This window comes from Cystobacter fuscus, assembly GCF_044360685.1.
In the GTDB taxonomy this organism is placed as follows: domain Bacteria; phylum Myxococcota; class Myxococcia; order Myxococcales; family Myxococcaceae; genus Cystobacter; species Cystobacter fuscus_C.
The window spans coordinates 8,201,277-8,220,309 of the sequence record NZ_CP043491.1 but is presented as its reverse complement, the minus strand read 5'-3'; the positions used below and the strand labels follow the sequence as shown (position 1 = coordinate 8,220,309).

Annotated in this window: 18 protein-coding genes and 1 pseudogene; 3 read left to right on the top strand and 16 right to left on the bottom strand. The window is 66.9% G+C overall.

Annotation, left to right across the window (positions count from 1 at the left end; genetic code table 11):
- Positions 1-141: 141 nt before the first annotated feature.
- The 12 genes from F0U63_RS33525 to F0U63_RS33470 form a co-directional block, all read right to left on the bottom strand.
- Complete coding sequence (locus F0U63_RS33525; RefSeq protein WP_395836294.1) at positions 142-555, bottom strand: hypothetical protein; 414 nt, start codon at positions 553-555, stop codon at positions 142-144.
- A 7-nt stretch (positions 556-562) separates the two neighbouring features.
- Positions 563-1,606, bottom strand: coding sequence for a hypothetical protein (locus F0U63_RS33520; RefSeq protein ID WP_395836291.1), 1,044 nt, complete (start codon positions 1,604-1,606; stop codon positions 563-565).
- Positions 1,607-1,736: 130 nt separating this feature from the next.
- Positions 1,737-3,146 carry a hypothetical protein gene (locus F0U63_RS33515; protein ID WP_395836288.1) on the bottom strand — a complete coding sequence of 470 codons (1,410 nt, stop codon included), beginning with the start codon at positions 3,144-3,146 and terminating at the stop codon, positions 1,737-1,739.
- 194 nt (positions 3,147-3,340) lie between these two features.
- Positions 3,341-5,035, bottom strand: a complete 1,695-nt coding sequence (locus F0U63_RS33510; protein WP_395836286.1) for a phospholipase D-like domain-containing protein — start codon at positions 5,033-5,035, stop codon at positions 3,341-3,343.
- Positions 5,036-5,272: 237 nt separating this feature from the next.
- Positions 5,273-5,617 carry a hypothetical protein gene (locus tag F0U63_RS33505; RefSeq protein ID WP_395836284.1) on the bottom strand — a complete coding sequence of 115 codons (345 nt, stop codon included), beginning with the start codon at positions 5,615-5,617 and terminating at the stop codon, positions 5,273-5,275.
- A 29-nt stretch (positions 5,618-5,646) separates the two neighbouring features.
- Positions 5,647-6,846 (bottom strand): hypothetical protein, encoded by a 1,200-nt coding sequence (locus F0U63_RS33500; protein ID WP_395836282.1) that lies wholly within the window; start codon positions 6,844-6,846, stop codon positions 5,647-5,649.
- 129 nt (positions 6,847-6,975) lie between these two features.
- A complete protein-coding gene (locus F0U63_RS33495) occupies positions 6,976-7,320 on the bottom strand; it encodes a hypothetical protein (RefSeq protein WP_395836280.1) in 345 nt (114 codons plus the stop codon).
- 36 nt (positions 7,321-7,356) lie between these two features.
- Positions 7,357-8,523 carry a hypothetical protein gene (locus tag F0U63_RS33490; RefSeq protein ID WP_395836278.1) on the bottom strand — a complete coding sequence of 389 codons (1,167 nt, stop codon included), beginning with the start codon at positions 8,521-8,523 and terminating at the stop codon, positions 7,357-7,359.
- Positions 8,524-8,761: 238 nt separating this feature from the next.
- Entirely contained in the window at positions 8,762-9,106 is a 345-nt protein-coding gene (locus F0U63_RS33485) for a hypothetical protein (protein ID WP_395836276.1), read from the bottom strand.
- 36 nt (positions 9,107-9,142) lie between these two features.
- On the bottom strand, positions 9,143-10,351 hold the full coding sequence (locus F0U63_RS33480) for a hypothetical protein (protein WP_395836273.1): 1,209 nt from the start codon (positions 10,349-10,351) through the stop codon (positions 9,143-9,145).
- A 280-nt stretch (positions 10,352-10,631) separates the two neighbouring features.
- Entirely contained in the window at positions 10,632-11,864 is a 1,233-nt protein-coding gene (locus F0U63_RS33475) for a DUF1990 family protein (RefSeq protein WP_395836271.1), read from the bottom strand.
- The gene (locus tag F0U63_RS33470; RefSeq protein ID WP_395836268.1) at positions 11,861-12,469 is read right to left on the bottom strand and encodes a DUF1990 family protein; all 609 of its coding nucleotides are present in this window, start codon (positions 12,467-12,469) and stop codon (positions 11,861-11,863) included. Before F0U63_RS33470 ends, F0U63_RS33475 begins: the two co-directional genes overlap by 4 nt.
- A gap of 105 nt (positions 12,470-12,574) precedes the next feature.
- On the opposite strand from F0U63_RS33470, the gene F0U63_RS33465 reads away from it, so the two are divergent.
- Both F0U63_RS33465 and F0U63_RS33460 read left to right on the top strand, forming a co-directional pair.
- Positions 12,575-12,865: a hypothetical protein gene (locus F0U63_RS33465; RefSeq protein ID WP_395836265.1), complete on the top strand. Its 291-nt coding sequence runs from the start codon at positions 12,575-12,577 to the stop codon at positions 12,863-12,865.
- A gap of 52 nt (positions 12,866-12,917) precedes the next feature.
- Entirely contained in the window at positions 12,918-14,138 is a 1,221-nt protein-coding gene (locus F0U63_RS33460) for an MFS transporter (protein WP_395836262.1), read from the top strand.
- A 12-nt stretch (positions 14,139-14,150) separates the two neighbouring features.
- Here F0U63_RS33460 and F0U63_RS33455 read toward each other — a convergent pair whose 3' ends face one another.
- The 3 genes and pseudogenes from F0U63_RS33455 to F0U63_RS33445 form a co-directional block, all read right to left on the bottom strand.
- Complete coding sequence (locus F0U63_RS33455) at positions 14,151-14,513, bottom strand: cupin domain-containing protein (protein ID WP_395836260.1); 363 nt, start codon at positions 14,511-14,513, stop codon at positions 14,151-14,153.
- A gap of 212 nt (positions 14,514-14,725) precedes the next feature.
- Positions 14,726-15,478: a transposase gene (locus tag F0U63_RS33450; RefSeq protein WP_395836257.1), complete on the bottom strand. Its 753-nt coding sequence runs from the start codon at positions 15,476-15,478 to the stop codon at positions 14,726-14,728.
- Positions 15,479-15,672: 194 nt separating this feature from the next.
- Positions 15,673-15,939: pseudogene (locus F0U63_RS33445) on the bottom strand (transposase); the annotation flags it as partial.
- 325 nt (positions 15,940-16,264) lie between these two features.
- Between F0U63_RS33445 and F0U63_RS33440 the strand changes: the two are divergent.
- On the top strand, positions 16,265-16,942 hold the full coding sequence (locus F0U63_RS33440; protein WP_395836254.1) for a hypothetical protein: 678 nt from the start codon (positions 16,265-16,267) through the stop codon (positions 16,940-16,942).
- A 104-nt stretch (positions 16,943-17,046) separates the two neighbouring features.
- Here the strand turns inward: F0U63_RS33440 and F0U63_RS33435 are convergent, their stop codons facing one another.
- The gene (locus F0U63_RS33435; protein ID WP_395833953.1) at positions 17,047-18,546 is read right to left on the bottom strand and encodes an IS1182 family transposase; all 1,500 of its coding nucleotides are present in this window, start codon (positions 18,544-18,546) and stop codon (positions 17,047-17,049) included.
- Positions 18,547-19,033: the final 487 nt, after the last annotated feature.

The following is a 19,033-nucleotide window of genomic DNA, read 5'->3' as shown; positions in this document are numbered from 1 at the left end:
GGCGGGCTGGCTCGGGTCCGGCTGGTGGTTGGGGATGCCGTCCTCGTTGGGGAAGTCGTTCTGGATGATGGCGTTGCCGCCCAGGGGCCGCGTGTTCGCCAGGTCCGCCTTGTTCGCCGCCAGCAGCCGTCCGAGCCGGTCCTACCAGGGGCCCTCCCCGATGCGATCAATGGCGTTGACGGGCTGGCCGTCCTCGCCCGCCGAGGCACTGAGGAAGGCGCGCCAGGGCTTCTTTCCCGCGCCCGGCATGCTGCGCTCGGCGATGGTGGCGCAGAGCTTGTCGGCGCCTCGCAGGCCAGCCCCCGGACCCGTCTCGCCATAGCGCAGGTCGCCGCCGAAGCCGCTGGGATTGCCAGACAGTTCCTGCATCGCCTTGAGGCTCGTCACGAAGAAGCTGAAGTGCTCCGTGTCGCCAGGGTCACCGGTATCGACGGTGCCCGAGTCCAACTCATCGGAGGAGCTGCCCGTTCCGGGGTCGTGGGCGTTGGAGGAACAGCCCGCGCTCGACAGGGCCAGCGCGCAGCACAGGGGAATCAAGGGGGAGCGAGGGGTCATGGTCTTCTCAGCCACAGGTGAGGTCCGGCTGGCAGGTCTTGCCGGAGGGACAATCCGAGTTGCCGCTGCACGAGGTGATGCCGGGGACGACGACCGCGCGCTCGACCTCGGAGGAGACGAGCAGATCCACCCGGCCGGGGGCGATCGTCACCGAGCCCACCGACCGTCGCGTCACGATGATGGTGGGGTAGCCCGCCACCCCGAGATCGAGCAGTTGCGTGACGAGCCCGGCCGGCAGTTGGAGCGAGCCGGTGTCCGCGGTGTCACACTCGATCATCCCCTTGGTTCCACCGTGGTGGCTGATGTCCAGCTTGACGTGGATGGTGGAGACATCCGCCTGGCCCGCGGGCGTCCAGTGCAAGGTCAGGGGTTGGCCACGTTGCAGCGTGAGCGTGCCATCGAGCAGTTGGAGCGGGGTGATGCCACGCCCCTCGAGCGTGAACGCCGGGTAGTACGCGCCCGCCGCGGTGAGGACGATCTCGTCCCCCTCCGAGAAGGCGGGGTAGGGCAGCGAGACACTGCCCGGGGGTTGATAGTTGTTGGCGATGGGGCTCATCGAGAACCCGGTGGCCCCCGAGGCCGTGCGCAGCCCCTTGACCTGGATGGTGCCCACGGCGCGCGCGGTGGGATAGGCCTGACACTTGTCATCGTCGACACAGACGGCGCTGCCACCGCAGGGCGTGCCGCAGAAGGGGACGCGCGGGGTCGTCAGCTTGCAGTCCCCTCCCTGGGCGGCCTGTTGCCAGATGATCTGGGAGGGGGAAGGGCCGTCGTAGATCTTGCCCACCACCGTGGTGTACCCCGGCGTCTCGGTCTGGCCATTCGAGGCGGCGACGGGCGGTACCAGCATGACCTGGAAGGTGCCCACGAGTACGTTGGGGTCTCCCGTCGGCGTGGAGTCCGGCGGCGTGTCCTCGGGGGGCGTGTCATCCTGGGTACCACAACCACCCAGGAGGAGCCCGAGCGCGGCGGCTACGGCTCGGAGTACGGAAGGAGGGGTCGGTCCACGCGGCGTGCCGCGGAACGGGGGACGGCGGAGGCGGGTCCACATGGACGACCAGCCTGTGACGGAATTGTTACGTGATTCTTAAGGACGTTTTTTCGTGCATTACCGTTGGCCAGAAACCGCGCGGCGGCGAAGGGGTGCCGGCCGGCTCGACGGCACCCCTCCTGCCTTCCTCTCACCCCGCGCAGGGCAGGACGCGGAGGATCTTGATCCTGGTCGCGCTGCTACCCGGCGCGGCGAAGGCCACGCTGCCGTCCGGGAAGGCCACGAAGTCCTGATAGCGATTGCCCTTCACATCGACCTGCAGCGCCGAGCCGTTCGCGGCACCGGTCGCGCGATCCAGCGCCTGGACGTAGAGCTTGCGGCTGGTGTCGCTCCGGATCAGGTCTCCCGTCCGCGTCGAGGTCTCCCAGGCGGCCAGGAGCTGGTTCTGGCCATAGGCGGCCAGGTGGGGAGCGCGGTTGTTGAGCCCCGCGTCGCTCGCCAGGACGAGGTCCTTGTCCGGGGCGCCATCCACGAAGTGCAGCAGGTGCACGTCCGCGAGCCCGTTGGCATTGGGCGTCTGGCCGGACCGGATGTTGCTCGTGGTGAGCCAGTAACCCCCGCCCGTGGCGGTCACCATGTTGCCCAGGTTCGAGTAGGCGAGGTCGACGGGCTGGATGGTCTTGTAGGTGGGGGCGAAGGCGATCCGGTTGTTGTTGTCGGTCTTGCAGATGGAGACGAACTTGCGCGCCGTGGCATCCCAGATGAGCCGCTCATAACCGCTGTGGCTGCAACCCCAATCGAAGCCGCCGGACTGGAGCTTTCCGTCGGTGCCGACGACCTTCATCCGGTCGCCCTGGTGGATGTTGATGCAGCCATTCTGCGAGACGCTGATCGCGGCGCCGAAGTACCCCGCGTAGCGCGTGCCGTCGAACGCGATGCGCCCGTGGTGGGCATACCACCAGATCATGTAGACGCTGGGGCCCGTGGGCCCGGTGGAGTAGGGCGGCAGGGTCTCGCTGGAGCTCGTCAGCACGGTGGCCCACGTCTCGGTGGTGCCGTCGAAGCGCACCATGTACATGTCGTAGCAGGGCACGGCCGGGCTGGGCGGGGTGCCACAGAGGTTGGTCGGTGCGCCGCAGTTGAGCGTGCCTCCACCCCTGGCATTGCGTGTCAACAACAGCGTGCCTCCGGTGTTGTCGGCATACAGGTCGGCGAAATCATTCGCCGGCAGACCGAAGGACGTTCCCACCGTGCGATCGCTCGCATCGAGCTGGGTGATGTGCACCTTGCCGTCATTGCCCATCCAGGCCAGACGCGAACCTCCGGACGGAATGGGGGAGATGACGAGCGGCTTGAGCGCCACCTCGTCCTCGTTGCTCACCACCGTCGCGCCGACATCGACCTCGGTGATTCGCACGCGATCCTGGGTGATGCTGCAACTGGCGGCGGCGCCGGTGGCGGGGTTGCTTGGAGCCGGGGCCTGCGGCGCCGACGGGGCGTCGCCACCCTGGGCGGCGGGCGGGGGCGTGTCACCAGCGCAGGCGATGGGACCGAGCCAACTACACGCCAGCACCAACGAACCGATGAGTTTGTTCTTCATGGACACCGTCCGGGAGAGGGTTGTTGCCGGCGCGTCAATAACATCATCGCCACGGACACGGTGAGGACGGAGTGGAGGCCTGCTCCCTTGGTTCCTCTCATGAAATGAGACTGGAACAGAGTTCAGGACAGGGCGACACAGCTGGCCTGTCGTTGCTCGTATAACATTACGGCCAGGGTGTTCCTGGCCTGGCTTCATGCTCCTGGAGCTGGGAATCGGGCAGCGCCGCGCGTGCCTCGAGTTTCCCCCGCGAAGAGCAGACGCTCCCGGCTCTTGAACGAGCCGGGGGAATAGTAGGCCCGGGTCCAGGAATCATCGGGCGAGAGGTTCCGCCCGGGCGAGGGCCGGTTCGCCACGGAGGAGCGGAAGTAGAAGTGATTGAAGAGTCGCATGAACTCGCCGAGGTAGATGTCGGCCACGCGGGTGTCGCCGCGGATGACGAGCATGTTTTCGTCATTGTCGCGCGTCGAGGCATCACTGAAGTTCGCCGAGCCGGTGATGACCAGGGGGGCTGGACCGAGCGGATCGATGAGCAGGTACTTGGTGTGGATGTACTTCACGTGTCCGTTGAGTCCCGGCACCGTGCGCTCGCGCACCCAGCGCTCCAGGGCGTCCCCCTGGAGCACGGAGCCCACGGCGATGCGGTTGTCCCGATCGCGCCGGAGCAGCTCCATGTGGTCATCCTCCCGGTCCAGGAGGACGTAGCGCGGGAAGTCCACGTCCTCGGCGAGCACTTGCTCCAGGAGATCGTTGACGCCGAAGGCCGCGGTGAGGAAGACGCCGCTCCGGGCCTCGCGCATCCGGTCCCGGTACCACTCCAGGGCCTTGAGCGACGCACGCGGGCTGAACAAGGGCGCGCAGCCGCGCGGAGGCGGGACGCGCGGCACGGGCGTGGCCTGCTCCGTCCACTGGCGCAGCGAGCGCGCCTCGGGATCGTCCGCGAGCTGCTCCCAGTAGCGCAGGAAGGTGGTGGCCACCGCCGGGTCGCGCACCACGTGCGCCACGTTGGAATGGCCGTAGAGGCCTCCCGGGGTGAGATTGGTGGAGCCGGTGAGGACGGCTACCGGCTCGCCGCGGTGGAGCAGGACGATGAATTTGTTGTGGGAGATGGAATGGGTGTTGCTCTCCCTCGGGACGGTGAGCGCCTGGAGGTGCGCCGCGGCGATGGCCGCCAGGTTGCGATCGCGCGGATCTCCATGCGGTTCGCCGTCCGCTCCGGGCCGCTGGTTGCGCTTGGCGTCGAAGACGATGCGGACATCGGCGCCCTGGGCGCTCGCCTGGGCGAAGGCCTGGAGGATGGGGGCGGCGGTGAATTCGTAGACGGAGGCCCGGAGGCCCCAGCTCGAGTCCTTCGCCTGGGCGATGAAGTGCAGCAACGCCTCACTGAGCCCCCGGGAGAGCCAAGTGTAGGCCTGGCCGTCCGGGATGTCGTCGGGATGCCGGTTGCCGAAGCGCCTCGCGTATGCCTGGGAGCCCGCGATCCCCCGGTTGAAGTACACCGAGTGCGTGCCGTCGTGCTCGGTCTCCGTGGTCACCTGGACTTCGACTTCCTGGCTCTCCTCCAGGCGCTTGGGACGGCCCCGCAGGGCGACGATCCGGTAGGTGTAGCGGTGGTCCGGTTTGGCCGTGAAGTCGCTCCACAGGAAGCCTTGCAGCGGGTGCTCGCGCAGGGAGACGGAGGTCCCCGCCGTCAGGTGGGGCTCGGTGTCCGCGAAGGTCCGGAAGCCTCGCAGCCAGTAGCGCTCGTTCTCCGTGTGGTCGGTCCGCTCGATGGCGAAGCCCAGGAGCCCCGCGCGGTTCTGTTCCCGCAGGTTGATGCCGAGCAGCACCACGTGCGTGCCCGCGGTGGCGTGGACGGAGAGGGGACCCGCTCGTTGCTTGACTCTCATGGCGCGCCCCCCGGACTCAGAAGGCGATGGACCCATCCGGTCGGCGGGCCTGGGCTGGGACCCGCTCCAAGGCGGCGTCCCACGGCCATTCCCTTCAAGACTCCATATCGCTTCAAGGACATGTGCGATCCGCTCCCGTGCGCCAGGGGTGGGGCTCCCCCCGGAGCCCCGCACCTGCTCGTGGTGATGGAGTGGACGCGGGCTGGATGTGACGGTCGCGCCTGGGCTGCTCTTCCCCTACCTCACCCAGGACAGCTCGAAGCGAGCGGAGGCCTCGAGGCCGTCCCAGATGGCCTGGAGCACCTGCTGGGGGGGCTGGGCCAGGTCCACATAGCCCTCGAGCTTGTACCTGCGGATGGCGGGGTCCTTGACGAGCTTGCCATCCGCGCCGCGCTTGAGCTTGGGAAAGCCGTGGCCCTCGACGAAGAGGCTCTCGGCCAGCAGGTTGGTCATCCACTCGTAGGTTTCGTCGTCGTCGCACTTCACCTGGAGCTGACCATCGGTACTGATGCTGATTTCGATGGGAGGCCCTTCCGGGTAGTCCTCACCCGCTTTGGGGATCGCGCGGAGAATGGGGGTCATGACCCGATGCTACTCGGAGCAGGGGGAAATCAGTAGTTCGGAGTCCTGAGGGGAAGCGTGGCCGCGGCCTCGTCGTAAAGCTCCCCGATCTCGGCCTCACTCCGGGAGATCGCCTTGTACGTGCCGGCTTTGTTGTGGAGCGCCGCCCTGGCTCTGTACGCCTTGTCGGGATCCCGCTCCTCGTTCCGCTGCTCATGCAGCGTCTGCTGCAGGGACTCGTAGGGAATCACGTCCACCGAATGACGAGGGCCGAGCATCCGGTGCAGTTGCCCCCGCGCATGTTCGAGGTTGTCGACCGGAACGAAGACCCGATGGAGGTTCTCCTCGAATTTGACCGGTTCCTTGACGGCCACTTCTCCAATTCGGGGAGAGATCCGCTCCATCCGCAACATCCTGTCGCCGTTGCTCGTGCCGAACTCGAACATCATCGGGTAGGGCTCGGTGTTCCTCGGACGCTGGGGCATCGTGTCACGCAGGGACTTCTCCGTCTCCAGTTGCCGCAGACGGTTTCTCACCTGCTCCAGGCCCAGGGTCGATCTGCTGTTGTCCTGATGGTAGAAGCCTCCCTTGATGTCCCAGTTCCTGATGATGTGGCGAGCCTGTTTGATCTCCGCGTGAAGCTGTTGGTTGGTGTGGAGGTGCGGGCTGAAATGGGACGAGTCCTGGGTCAGCTCGAAGTACGCCATGGCCCTGCCCAGTCCCAGGTCCCCCTGGCCGCAGTGGATTCCCCCCTTCTCCTTGGGGACGAAGATGTCGCCCTCGCCCGTCACGCGCTCGATGTCGTAGTCCTTGAGCATCGTGGCTGGAACCAGACCCCCTGCCTTCCCCAGCCCCTCCCACGCCTTCGAGGAGGTGGAGTGGAAGAGCTTGCCGTCGTGGGGAGTGAAGCCGCTCAACTGCTCTACGCCCATGTCGATCTTCGCGCCGCGGACCTGTTGCGAGTTGCTGGTATGGGTTGCCGCGGTGCTCTTGGGGGCCACCAGGACGGGAGGCGCGGAGTGGGCGTGGAGCGGTCCCTGCTGGAAGTTGTCGTGGGGCGACGGGGAGACGTGGGGCGACGGGGAGACGTGGGGCGACGGGGAGGTGGGCGACTGGGGACTCACCTCGCGAGCGGGGACGTACCTGACGCCGGGAATCGAGGACTCGAGGGGCTGGGGCCTCACCTCGCGAGCGGGGACGTACCTGACGCCGGGAATCGGGGGGAACCGGGTGGGGGGCGGCATGGTCATGACCTCGAAACAGGAGGGCCCCGTCGTCAGCGGGGTATCAGGCGCGAGGGTACCATCCCTTCCCGGAGGGGTGGAGTCTCGGCCTGGCGACAGCCGTCACCAGGCCGGTGATTCCAGCCGCCAGCGGGCTCAGTTCACCCAGGACAGCTCGAAGCGGTCGGAGGCCTCGAGGCCGTCGCGGATGGCCTGCAACACCTGCTGGGGAGGCTGGGCCAGGTCCACGTAGCCCTCGAGCTTGTACCTGCGGATGGCGGGGTCCTTGACGAGCTTGCCATCCGGGCCGCGCTTGAGGCTGGGAAAGCCGTGGCCCTCGACGAAGAGGCTCTCGGCCAGCAGGGTGGTCATCCACTCGTAGGTCTCGTCGTCGTCGCACTTCACCTGGAGCTGGCCGTCGGCGGTGATGCTGATTTCGGAGGCAATCCCCTGGGGGTAGTCCTCGCCCGCCTTGGGAACTGCACGCAGAATGGTCGTCATGGCTGGGATGTTCCTGGGAAAAAGGGGGCTGGGGACTCAGTAGTAGCCCTTGAGGGGCAGGGTGGCCGCGGCCTCGTTGTAAAGACCCGAGATCGCGGATTCCGCTTGCGTGATTCCCTTGAACGTCAGTTCCTTGTTCTGGAGCGACGTGGCCGCCTTGCTCGCCTTCTCGCGATCCCGCCCCTCGTCCCGCTGGTAGCGCAGGGTCTGCATCAGCGACTCCATGGGAATCACCTCCACCGAGTGACCGCGGCCGAGCATCTGGTTGAGTTGCTTTTTCGCATGCTCCATGTTGTTGACCGGAACGAAGACCCGCTTGAGGTGATCCTTGAACATGACCGGCCGGTCGACCATCACTTCTCCGGACCCATCGTTGAAGCGATGATCCAGATTCACCTTCTTCTCGCCCCTATCCCCCATCACGAGATCGAACATCATCGGATAGGGCTGGGTGTTCCTCGCCCGGTGGGGCAGCGCATCACGCAGTTCCTTCTCCGTCTCCAGTTGGCGCAGACGGCTCTGGGCCTGCTTCAGGTCCACGGTGAGGTTGCTGATACGGAAGCTTTCCCCTCGTGGCAGGTTCCAGTTCTTGACGATGTGGCGAGTCTTGCTCAGCTCATCATGGAGCTCTTTGCCGCCGTACAGGTGCGGGCTGAAGTTGGTCGACTTCTGGTTCAGCTCGAAGTAGCCCAGGGCCCTGCCCAGCCCCAGGGAGCCCTGGCCGAAGTAGACGGAACTCTTCTCTCCCGGGACGTTCACGTCGCCCTCGCCCGTCACGCGCTTGATGCCGTAGTTCCTGAGCATCGTGGGCGGAACCAGGCCCCCTGTCTTCCCCAGCCCCTCCCATGCCTTCGAGGAGGTGGAGTGGAAGAGCTTGCCGCCGTGGGAGGTGTAGTTGCGCAACTGCTGCACGCCCGCGTCGATCTTCGCCTTGCGCTCTTCCGGCGAGTTGTTGGTGTGGATCACCTCGGGGCGCTTGGGAGCCGCCGCGCCGGGCGGGTGGCCGTGTCTGCCCTGGAAGTTGTCCCGGGGCGGGGGCATGGGTGCCGGGGGGGGCGGGTAGTGCGCGGGCTGGGGCGCATTCGCCCAATGATTGGGGGGAAGCGCGCCAGGATAGTCGTTGGGCTCCTGGGCATGGGGCCGATGCGCGGGGGCGGGATAGGCGCCGGGAGGCGGCGGAGGGAACCGGACCTGGTTGGGCATGATCACGACCTCGAAGCAGGAGTGGGGAGCGCTACGGATTCAGAGGTGGCAGTCGGGCTCACGGACACCAGCCGTGTTCCCCTCGGCCTTCGGTGGGGTACTGAGCAATGACCGTGCCAGCCTCCCCCCGAGAAGCAAGGGACCGGATTTCCTGGGAAGGGCTCGTGCGGTGTCCCGATTTCCGCTTCTTCCATGGTGACAGCAGTCACCAGGGTGGTGACTCGAGCCGCCGGCGGGCTCAGTTCACCCAGGACAGCTCGAAGCGGTCGGAGGCCTCGAGGCCGTCGCGGATGGCCTGCAACACCTGCTGGGGAGGCTGGGCCAGGTCCACGTAGCCCTCGAGCTTGTACCTGCGGATGGCGGGGTCCTTGAGGAGCTTGCCATCCGGGCCGCGCTTGAGGCTGGGAAAGCCCAGGCCCTCGACGAAGAGGCTCTCGGCCAGCAGGGTGGTCATCCACTCGTAGGTCTCGTCGTCGTCGCACTTCACCTGGAGCTGGCCGTCGGCGGTGATGCTGATTTCGGAGGCAATCCCCTGGGGGTAGTCCTCGCCCGCCTTGGGAACTGCACGCAGAATGGTCGTCATGGCTGGGATGTTCCTGGGAAAAAGGGGACTGGGGAATCAGCGCCGGCTGGGGAGGCTGACCGCGGCCTGGTCGTAGAGTTCCGCGATCCGGGCCTCCCGGATCTCGGTGTTGTAGGTGCACTCGTTCCGGTTCTCGATCGTCGCGGCTGCCTTGTTCGCCTTCTTGGGATCCCGTCCCTCGGTCCGCCGATAGTTCAGCGTCTGCGTCAGCGACTCCATGGGAACCACCTCCACCGAGTGACCGCGGCCGAGAATCCGGTCGATCTGCTTCTGCGCGTGCTCCATGTTGTCGACCGAAACGAAGACCCGCTTGAGGTGATCCCTGAACATGACGGGTCTCGGGACGACCACTTCTCCGACCATGCTCTTGCGGCCCGTCCCCGTCACCTTCTCCGGCGTTATCACTTCACGGCCGTTGTCCGCATTGAACTCGAACATCACCGGGTAGGGCTGGGCGTTCCTCGGCCGGTGGGGCATCGACTCACGCAGCTCCTTCTCCGTTTCCAGCTGCCGCAGGTGGTTCCGGGCCTGCTCCAGGGACAGCTTCGCGATGTAGTCATGCGACTGGAAGTTCCTGTCGCCGATATCCCAGTTCCTGACGATGTAGCGGGTCTTGGCAATCTTGTCGTTCAGCTGCTGGTTGCTGTACAGGTGCGGGCTCATGGCGACCGAGGTCTTGTACAGATCGAAGAACGACATGGCGGTCCCCAGGCCCTCGGAGCCCTGGCCGAAATAGACGGCCGGCTTCTCCTTGGGGATGATGGTGTCGCCCTGTCCCGCCGCGCGCTTGATGTTGTAGTTCTTGAGCATCGTGGCGGGAACCAGGCCCCCCGCCTTGCCCAGTCCCTCCCACGACTTCGAGGAGGTGGAGTGGAAGAGCTTGCCGGCGTGGGGCTCGAAGTGACGCAGCCCATCCACGCCCGCCTTGATCTTCGCCTTGGCTTCTTCCGGCGAGTTGCTGGTGTGGGTCACCTCCGGGCGCTTGGGAGCGGCCGCGGCGGCGGGCTGTCTGGCACGGAAGTCGTCCTGGGCCGCCGGGTGCATGGGCGGGGGCCGGGGCGCATTCGCCCAATGATTGGGGGGATAGCCGGGATAGTCGTCGGGCTCCTGGGGGGCATAGGGCCGCTGCGCGGGCCCGGCGCGGCCGGCGGGATAGCCGGGATAGTCGTCGGGCTCATGGGCATAGGGCCGATGCGCGGGGTAGGCGCCGGGAGGAGCGGGGGGATACCGGACCTGGTTGGGCATGATCACGACCTCGAAGCAGGAGTGGGGAGAGCGACGGATTCAGAGGTGGCAGTCGGGCACGGACACCAGCCGTGTTCCCCTCGGCCTTCGGAAGGGTATTAAGCAATGGCCGTGCCAGTCCTCCCCAAGGGGCAAGGGCCCGAATCTCCTCGGGGCGGTTTCCGGATATACCATGTTTCCCACTTGTTCCCTGATGACTTTTGTCACCAGGGTGTGACTCGAGCCACCACCCCCCCCCGAGACCCAGCAGGGGGAGGATCACGGGTCCCGATGCCAGCTTTCACCGCAGTGCGGCGAACAGCTTGCCCCCGAGCGCGGCGGCCACGGCGTCTTCCGCGAGCCCCGCCACCACGTTGGGCACACCCAGACGGCGCGTCATGAACCGACGCAGTGCGTAGAAGGTGAAGGACGAGGCCACCGCCGCCGCCGCGCCCAGCACCGCGTGGACCGGGGTGAGCTGGCGGCGGGGTGCCAGGGCGGCTCCGACCAGCGCGCCCGAGAGGGCCCGGCCCACCAGCGCGGGCGGGGAGATGCGCGCGGGAATCCACGGCGTCTTGTCGGCGGCGACCTCGCCCGCCGTCAGCACCGCGAGGGCGCGCGACACGAGGGGCGAGGCGAGCAGCCCCAGACTTCCCGAGGGCGCGGCCTGGGGCTCGCGGGAGAAGTGGAAGCCGAGCAGGGCCGGGGCGCTGAAGCTGCGCATGCCGGCGAGCACTCCGAGGCCCAGGGTGTTCCACCCGTTGCCCCGTTGGGCCCGCTCCACTTCGTGCTCCACTCCCAGCAGGCGGCGGCTGAGGCCCCGCTGCGAGGCGAACTGTACCGGCAGCCGTCCCACCCGGAGATTCGCCTCCTGCAGGGCCTGGGCGCCCGGATGTTGTTCCAGGTGGCCGCCGCGCAGCAGCTCCCTCAAGCGCATGTGGGCCAGGTGGTGCCAGGCGCGCTGGTAGCGGCGGCCCATCAACTCGAAGCCCACGTAGCTCCACCAGTTGGGGAACTGCCCTTCGCGCCACGCGGCGCGGATGTGGAAGCGCAGCTCGCCCGTGCGGTGATCCTTGCTCAGCAGGAACCACTCGCGCCCCGCCTCGACGTGCCCCTGCAGCGTGTCGATGCTGAAGCCATAGACGGTGCGCTCGTCATCCACCTCGGAGCGCACGGCGCGCACGCGCACCGGGCACAGGTAGCGCAGGCCCACCAGGGGTCGCAGCTCGAGCATCATCGGGCGGCCCAGCAGCGGCATGGTGTCGCTGAAGTGTCCGTGCACGATGCGCGGGTCGGAGAAGCCCATGCGCGCCACGGCCTCCTTGAGCTTGTGGAACGCGTCTCCCTCCTGGGGCGGGCCCGGAGGATCACAGCCGATGATGGCCTGGGATTCCACCTGGCTCCAGCCGTTGTCGGGCGTCATGTCCTTCTCTTGCACCTCGAAGTTGAGGGGCAGGGTGGACGCGCGCGCGAGCCGCTCCATCACCTCCTTGTCCGACCAACCCGACATCAAGCGCCACTCGACGTTCGTCATGTCTCGTCTCCCCGTGCGAGATAGGTGGGGCCCTGGACGTCGTCCGCATCCTCGTGCTCCTTTTCCATCACGGTCGTGTCCGCGTGGATGAAGCCGATGATTCCCTCACCCACGGTGAGGGCGACGTTGTTCACGAAGTCCGTCCAGGTGTTCGTCTGCATGGCCTCGCCGCCGGTGTAGAACCCCAGGTAGATGATGGGCGAGCCGGAGCGTGCCCGGCTTCGAATGTGGAAGATGACGTCGCCCCGCTCATTCCGGTAGGCGCCAAACGTGATGCGTCCCGCCTCGGGGTGGCCGGGCAGGGTGCCCAGGGTGAAGCTCTGGCGATCCTGGTGGATGACGCGCACGTGGCACCGGCCCGCGCCCCGGATGCGCACCTCCAACTCCTCCCCCAGCTTCAGGGGCCCGTCGGGGTCTCCCGTCCGCTCGAAGACACACAACTCCTTGGGGGCGAACTCCCCGAAGTGCAAGGCCACCCACTCCATCACTTCCCTGGGCGAACTCGCGCACCGGTCGATGAGTCCCCAGTAGTCACGCTGCAGCAGGGGACCCGCTCCGTCCGCCGCGAATAGCAACCCCTCATGTACCTGCTCGCTCGCTTGCATGCCCCGCCCCTCCGCCCCTCGCCCTCCTGGGTGGAGGACTTAATATGGTACGCAGCGCCGAGGGCGCACGGAGCCACGCCGGCTCCGTCACATGGGGGAGGCGGGATGAGGCAGGACACGAATCCGGCGAGTCAACGGTCGATGAAGGAATACCGGGCGGCGGCGGTCATGCGGGCCGAGCACACGGAGAACTCCCTCACCCGGCTCCTGGAGCAACAGGCGGCGAAGATTCCCTCGGATGTCTTTCTTTTCACCAGCCTGTGCTCGATGGCCTTCTCGCTGGGGGCGGAGCTGATGGGGCACGAGCGGGCGGCCCGCTTCACCGGCATGTGGGTGGGGCCCCTGCTCATCATGGGCGTCTACACGAAGATGGTGAAGACGTTCGGCGCGCACTGAATTCTCCGCTAGCGTCCGGGGCGTGACGCCTACTTCGTCCCGAGTTCGCAAGGTGTCCCTGCTCAGCGCGCTGTACTTCGTGCAGGGGCTGCCCTTCGGTTTCCAGACCACCGCGCTGCCGGTGTACCTGCGCACGCAGGGCGTGTCGCTGCTGGTCATCGGCAGCCTGGGCCTGCTGTCGCTGCCGTGGATGGGCAAGGCCCTGTGGGCGCCGCTGGTGGACCGGTATGGCTCGGAGCGCGTGGGGCGGCGCAAGTCGTGGATATTGCCCATGCAACTGGGGCTCGCGGCGACGTGCGCCCTGGCGGCCTTCGTGCCGGTGCCCGATGCGCTCAAGGCCCTGCTGGGGCTCGTCTTCCTGATGAACCTGTTCGCGGCCACGCAGGACATCGCCGTGGACGGGTTCGCGGTGGATCTGCTGGAGCCCCATGAGCTGGGGTGGGGCAACTCGGCCCAGGTGGTGGGCTACAAGTTGGGGATGCTCACTGGAGGAGGGCTGCTCGTGTGGATGAGCGGCTCGCTCGGCTGGCGGGGCATCTTCCTGGTGATGTCCGCCTTGTCCCTGGGCGTGTTCGCAGTGGTGGCCCTGACGCGTGAGCCCCGGCGCGCCGAAGGGGTGGGTGGAGGAGAACGCGTGTCGTGGAGCGAGGTGCGCGAGCGGCTCGCCGCCGCGTGGCGCCTTCCGGGCACGGGCTGGGTGTTGCTCTTCATCGCCACCTACAAGCTGGGCGAGACCCTGGTGGACGTGCTCTTCAAGCCCTTCCTCGTGGACATGGGCTTCTCGGCCGCGCAGATCGGCCAGTGGGTGGGTACGTGGGGCATGGTGGCGTCGTTGCTCGGCTCGGCGGCGGGGGGCTGGTTGGCGGCCCGGATGCCGCTGCTGGGCGCGCTGGCGCTCGCCTCGTGCCTGCGCGTCATCCCGCTCGGGGGCGAGTGGTGGCTGGCGCTGCATCCTCCCTCGGCGCAAGGAGTCATCGCCGTCACCGTGGCGGAGCACTTCTTCGGAGGCGTGCTCACCACGGCCGTCTTCGCGTTCATGATGTCGCGGGTGGACAGGCGCATTGGCGCGACGCACTACACGCTGCTGGCGAGCGTGGAGGTGCTGGGCAAGTCCCCCGGGGGGCCGCTCGCGGGCCTGCTCGCGACCCGGTTCGGGTGGAGCTACGCCCAGGTCTTCCTGTTGGGCACGGTCCTCTCGGTGGCCTTCGTGGCGCTGCTCTGGCCCCTGCGCCGGGGCGAGCAGGCCACCCGCTCCGTGTCCGCGTCGCCCTGAGGCCGGGCCCGCTCAGGCGTCCCGGTGCACGGTGTCGGGAGAGAAGGCCGGCAGGCAGATGGCGATGTACTCGGCGCCCTCGGCCTCGGGGGTGCTGTAGCGCACCCACTCTCCGGCCTCGGTCACCACCGCCTGTCCGGCGCGCACGTCGAGCGCGCCGCCGCGGTGCTCCACACGCAGCAGGCCGCGCAGCACCACCGTCATCTCCTGGAACTCGGGAGTCTGTCCGGGCTCGAGCCAGCCGCCCGGGCTGCGCATGTGGGCGACGCTGAGCCCGGCCTGCCGCGTGTTCACCCGCCCGATGTACTCGTCGATGAGCTTGGGCTTGTTGCCCGCGGCGGTGACACGGGTGGGGGCGGCGATGAGGGTCGGCATGGACTGTCCTTCAGGCAAAGAGGAGGAGGACAGTCTAGCCAACCCGGTAACTCCTGGAGCGAGGGAGTCATCTGGTGCGAGGAGAATTCTCGGGGCTCGTGTACACCGGGAAGCCCCGGGAATGTGTCCATGCGCCCAGACATGAAACACCAGATGCTCGCCTTGCTCCTGACCGGATGCGCCACCGGCGGCGCTGGGTCCTCCCACCTGCATCAGGCCGCCAGGCTTCCCTCTCCTGCGCCGGCTCCCGTCCCCCAATTCCCCCATCCCGGCTGTAGGCGTTGCCGTCTTGTTTGTTCGGCGCACCTGCAACGAGCAGACATATCCACGCGAGGCGGCGGATATGTACAACAAAGCAGCCGATGAGTGGGCCAAACAGAACCGTATGGCGAAGGAAGGTAACAGCTCGCCGTGCCCCGTCTGGACGGGCGAGGATGAGCCCGCCCGGGCCTGGAGCAAGACGAGACGGCGTGTTCAGTCGATGCTGGAAGGGAGCGTGACGGTGCCGGGATTGGCGATGGCGGCGAGCGCGGCGCGCAGCAGGTAGCGCCCGGGTCTTCACCGCACAGGCGCGCCGTCTCCATGAGCGAGTAGAAGAGGGCCGCCACCTCGGTGCCGCGCAGCGACTTGGAGCCATAGTGGTTCTTGCGGCCCAGCACCATGTCCCGCAGCTGGCGCTCCACCAGGTTGTTGTCCAGGGGCACCCAGGCATTGGAGAGGAAGACGGTCAGTCCGCTCCACAGCTCCAGCATGTACTCGAGCGCCTTGCGCAGGGCGCTGCCCGGCAGTGCGCGCTGAGCCAGCGCCCACTCGTCGAAGTAGAGCACCTTGGCCCGCTGGCGACACCTCCCGACGAAGAGGAAGACGTCGCCCTTGAGCAGCTGCCCACCCAACTGCTGCTCCACCACGGCACTCAGCCCGTCGAAGCCCTTGCGCATGTCCACCGGCACCGCACAGGCGAACACGCCGAGCAGTTACAAAAAGTAGACGGCCGCTCCACCCAGCGAATCGTGAGCGTAACCCTAGGACGGGACTTGGGAAGTAACCTTCTACGACATGACCGCAAGCGTCCCATTTCTTGGACCCGCTCGCAACCGAGCGCGCCGTCGCAGACGCCCCCCAGTTTCTTCCGCAACAGGCGGTGCGGTACCGAGCGAGAGGAGTTTTTTAAGAAGTCACGCTCCATCGTCAGCTGGCGGTTCTCCTTACGTAGCCGCGCGAACTCCTCCCGCTCGGCGGTGGTGAGAGCGCCCGCGGGGCCCTTGCCCGCATCCACCTCCGCCTGCTTCATCCAGTTGCGCAGGGCTGAGTCCGTCAGGTCCAGGTCCTTGGCCACTTGGGAGACGCTCTTGCCTCCCTCGCGCACCAGTCGGATTGCCTCGGCCTTGAACTCCGCGTTGAAGCTCCGCCTCTTTCTTCTCTCCATGGACACTACCTCCCGTGTAGCCGACTTACGAGGTATGTCCACAAAAGCGGATCAGGCCCACTTTTTTCTGCATCCTTTTCGGCCGTGTCGGCTCATACCATTCGACGGTAAGGGGCCAAGCCGCATGGCTGATGCGCACGGCTGCGCCCGGAGCCGTCGAGTCCAGAAAGTCGGATTATACCGACAATAAGGGAGAACGATGCGAATTCGTACGTTGGTGTGCCGCAGTGTGTGGAGTGCAGTCTTCTTCGGGTCGCTCTTGGCGGGGTGCGGGGGCGAGTCCGGCGTCAACCCTGAGGCTTCGGAGACAGCGGAAGCAAAGGTCGTGTTCAAGGCCTCTTCGTCAACTGCCGACGCTCCGCTCGAAGTGGTACGTGACGCCGGGAAAGCGCCGGATCGAGAGGTTCACGCGGCAGCCCTATCTTGCCCAGGCGGCACACTGACGTGGACCCAGCCGCAATCGGCCTGGAACTCCAATACGAATACTGCGGGGACCTACTCCTGCACAGCCAATGTTACCGCGACGAGCGATGGCACCCTCGTCGTCATGGGTCCATCCAGCCCGGCGCGCAGCGGCACGGTCGCAATCTACTGCAACAATGGCACGTGGCAGGATGCAGGAGGCGCCTCCTGCAACGGAAGCATCTTCAGCATTTCCGCCGTGTGCTCCTCCTCGGAGCCCGTGCGTAGCATGTGGATTGGCTGGTATCTGGCCGATCTCAAGCGATGCGCGGATTCCGCCGGGCTCGAGTGGTGGGTCACTCAATACAATAACAATGCCGCTTGCCCCGCCTCGACCAACTACGATGGTTATGGGAGCAAGGACGCCTGCTGGCGCGCACAGTTCCGCACCGGCGCGAACAACAATGGGAACACCTACAATCAGGCCCAAGCGACCGGTCACATCGCGTCCAGTGACGAGCTCAGCATGTGCGGTTCGAGCGCCGCCTATCCTTGGGCCAACGTCTCGGCCAACGGAACGCAGTGCAAGTACCGGCCCTGAGCGGGTCTAGGAGCTTGTCGGCGAATCGGCTAGGAGCACGTCCGAGCGTAGCAGGCACCAGGAGGTGCCTGTCTCCGCGGCTCGACGGGCGTGGGCCCCGCCCGTCAGGCGGGCTGCGCCACCAGCACGGGCAACTGCCTGCCCTTGCGCCACAGCTTCTTGAGGTTGTGCACTGCGCACGCCAGGGAGAATTCTCCGCTTACCTTGTGCAGACCCCGCAGAGAGAAGCGCGGCAGCGTCCCATTCTTCACCTGCCCGATGACGGGCTCGGCCGTCACCTTGCGTCGGGCATAGGCCGCACGGCCTCGCTTCGTCAGCAGCTTGCGCTGCATCCGCCCCTTGAAGCTCAAGTCCTTGGGCGGGCGTCCGCGGGGTGCCGCTTCTGGCTCCTGTCCGTGCTTGGAGCGGCCCGTGGCGACAAAGCACTCCACTGCCTGGGCCTGCACCTTCTCTATGTCTTCCTGGCACAAGTAGCCCGAGTCCGCGCTCAACTGCACGGGCAACAGCCCCGTGTTGTCGCGCGTCTGCTCCACCATCGGCTCGAGCTGCCGCGCATCGTTGCCGCTCTGCCCCACCTGCTGCGCCACTATCAATTGGCTGTCCGCGTCCACCGCCACCTGCGCGTTGTAGGACTGCTGGAAGCTGCCTGCCCGGGGCATGATTCTGGAGTCCGGGTCGGTGAAATTGCGCTGCGCCTTCTCGCCAGGCCTGGCCTCCTCGGGGTTTTCTCCCCGGGCCTCGGCCTTCTCCCGGGCCTCCTTCTCCAAGTCCTTCTTGGCCTGGCCAATCTTCTCCCGGCGCTTCTTCTTCTGCGCCGCCAGCTCGCGCTTCTTCTCCGCCTCCAGCTGACGTGCCGCCTGCCGCAGACGCTCGGCCCGCTTCTCTGGATTCTTCAGCTCCTCGGGCAGCTCGTCCCCGCGCCTGCCCTTGCCGTAGCGCTTGTCCTCCTCGGCATCCAGTGCCGCGGCCTGCTCCAATAGCCTGTCAATCTGCTCGTCCAGCTTCTTCATGGCCTCCTCCATGCGTCCGTAGCTCATGGCCTTGTGCTTGCTGGCATTGGCTTTCACCTTCGTGCCGTCCACCGACACATGCCCCAGCTTCTTGAGCCCCGAGCCGCGCGCCAGTCTCAGCGTGTCCACGAAGAGCGCGCGGAAGGCTTCCAGGTGCCTCACCCGGAAGGCGCAGACCGTGTCATGGTCGGGCCTCCCTCCTCCCGTCAGATAGCGGAAGGCGATGTCCGTCTCGCACCGCCTCTCAATCTCCCGGCTGCTCGTAATGCCTCGTGCGTACGCGTACATGAGCAGCAGCGCCATCATCACCGGGTGGTAGGCCGGCTGGCCGCACTCCTTCGTGTACGCACTCAGGATGGGGCTGAAGTCGAGCGCCTTGCGCAGCTCGACGAAGAAGCTCGCCAGGTGTCCTTCTCCCAGCACCTCCCGCGCATACTGCGGCAGCAACTGCCCCTGCTCCGGTTGCCACTCCCGGAACGGCCTCGGCGAGCTGAACCGGGCGGAGCTCTTCGTCTCCTCCCGCCTCGGCTTCTCCTTGGTGGCTACTTCCAACAGCGCGGCCTGCTCCGGCTTCTTCGTCGACGGGGTGCTCACCCTCCACCTTCAACCAGAACTCGCCTCCCCTCTGAAGGACCACCTGGGGCATCACCCCTCCGGCCCACCCTCTACGGTGGGATTCTCCGACAAGCTCCTAGGCCGCCTCGCGGCGACCTCGCCGCTACGCGGCCTGCGGGGCAAGGCTGGGAAGCTCCCAGCCCTGCTTCCACAGCTTCTTGAGGTATACACCTCCAGGGCAGGTCGACGGGCCCCACTCCTTCCCAGGCCTCCTCCTCTCCCTATGCGATGGTAGGGGCCACGGGTCCCTCTCCGCTGCGCCGCGTGGGCCGGACGGGCTTCGAGCAGTCCTTCTCGGGCTGGGAGCCCAAGAAGCTCTGGATGCAGCGGCTCGGCCCCGGCGTTCCAGCTCGCCACCCCTCAACAGGCCTTCCATCCTTCCTATACTCCGACTCGTCCGCCTGCTCGTCGAGCGGGTCATTGTGCAGGGGGAGGACGTCACCATCGAGCATGCCGTCCCCCTCTC

What these genes read in the sequence shown, in the direction of transcription:
- F0U63_RS33525 (WP_395836294.1), bottom strand. Translation starts at nt 555, where the DNA reads ATGACCCCTCGCTCCCCCTTGATTCCCCTGTGCTGCGCGCTGGCCCTG.
- F0U63_RS33520 (WP_395836291.1), bottom strand. Translation starts at nt 1,606, where the DNA reads ATGTGGACCCGCCTCCGCCGTCCCCCGTTCCGCGGCACGCCGCGTGGA.
- F0U63_RS33515 (WP_395836288.1), bottom strand. Translation starts at nt 3,146, where the DNA reads ATGAAGAACAAACTCATCGGTTCGTTGGTGCTGGCGTGTAGTTGGCTC.
- F0U63_RS33510 (WP_395836286.1), bottom strand. Translation starts at nt 5,035, where the DNA reads ATGAGAGTCAAGCAACGAGCGGGTCCCCTCTCCGTCCACGCCACCGCG.
- F0U63_RS33505 (WP_395836284.1), bottom strand. Translation starts at nt 5,617, where the DNA reads ATGACCCCCATTCTCCGCGCGATCCCCAAAGCGGGTGAGGACTACCCG.
- F0U63_RS33500 (WP_395836282.1), bottom strand. Translation starts at nt 6,846, where the DNA reads ATGACCATGCCGCCCCCCACCCGGTTCCCCCCGATTCCCGGCGTCAGG.
- F0U63_RS33495 (WP_395836280.1), bottom strand. Translation starts at nt 7,320, where the DNA reads ATGACGACCATTCTGCGTGCAGTTCCCAAGGCGGGCGAGGACTACCCC.
- F0U63_RS33490 (WP_395836278.1), bottom strand. Translation starts at nt 8,523, where the DNA reads ATGCCCAACCAGGTCCGGTTCCCTCCGCCGCCTCCCGGCGCCTATCCC.
- F0U63_RS33485 (WP_395836276.1), bottom strand. Translation starts at nt 9,106, where the DNA reads ATGACGACCATTCTGCGTGCAGTTCCCAAGGCGGGCGAGGACTACCCC.
- F0U63_RS33480 (WP_395836273.1), bottom strand. Translation starts at nt 10,351, where the DNA reads ATGCCCAACCAGGTCCGGTATCCCCCCGCTCCTCCCGGCGCCTACCCC.
- F0U63_RS33475 (WP_395836271.1), bottom strand. Translation starts at nt 11,864, where the DNA reads ATGACGAACGTCGAGTGGCGCTTGATGTCGGGTTGGTCGGACAAGGAG.
- F0U63_RS33470 (WP_395836268.1), bottom strand. Translation starts at nt 12,469, where the DNA reads ATGCAAGCGAGCGAGCAGGTACATGAGGGGTTGCTATTCGCGGCGGAC.
- F0U63_RS33465 (WP_395836265.1), top strand. Translation starts at nt 12,575, where the DNA reads ATGAGGCAGGACACGAATCCGGCGAGTCAACGGTCGATGAAGGAATAC.
- F0U63_RS33455 (WP_395836260.1), bottom strand. Translation starts at nt 14,513, where the DNA reads ATGCCGACCCTCATCGCCGCCCCCACCCGTGTCACCGCCGCGGGCAAC.